We start from the raw sequence: 472 nt of genomic DNA, 5'->3' as shown, positions 1-472 counted from the left end.
GCCGATAGGTTTCCCCGCGCGTCAAAGTTGTAGCTGGTGACCGCCCCCAAATGATCGATAACATTTACGTGTTGATTGTTGATGTAGTTGTAGCTGGTCACCCGGCCAAGCGCATCCGTCACTTCTGAAATACGCTTGCTGGCATCCTGCACGTACTTGAACGACATCTGCGTGCCGTCAGTCTGGGACACGGATGCAATCCTGTCGCTGTCGCCGTCATAGGTATAGAACGTCTGAAACACCTTGCCATCGGCAATGGAGTTATCTTCTGGAGTCAGATCGACCGAGACTGCGGAAAGTCGCCCCAGACTGTCGTAGCCGTAGCGCACACGGGTTTGCACTACCTGCACCCCGCCATCCATCGTGGCTGTGCGAATCTGCGTCAGATTCTTTCCGGCATAGTCGTAGAACGTAACGCCCCCGCTCGAGTCGGTCACGCTCGCCAGCTTGCCATTGGCCCCGTACGCATAGA

General features: G+C 55.9%; 1 protein-coding gene. It reads right to left on the bottom strand.

The genetic code is table 11. The annotated features are described in order from the left end of the window. On the bottom strand, positions 1-472 hold a 472-nt coding region (locus KDH83_RS31520; RefSeq protein ID WP_212323095.1), incomplete at both ends, for a hypothetical protein.

The organism is Achromobacter sp. Marseille-Q0513, from assembly GCF_018195695.1.
In the GTDB taxonomy this organism is placed as follows: domain Bacteria; phylum Pseudomonadota; class Gammaproteobacteria; order Burkholderiales; family Burkholderiaceae_B; genus Achromobacter.
This window is presented reverse-complemented; position numbering and strand designations above follow the sequence as displayed.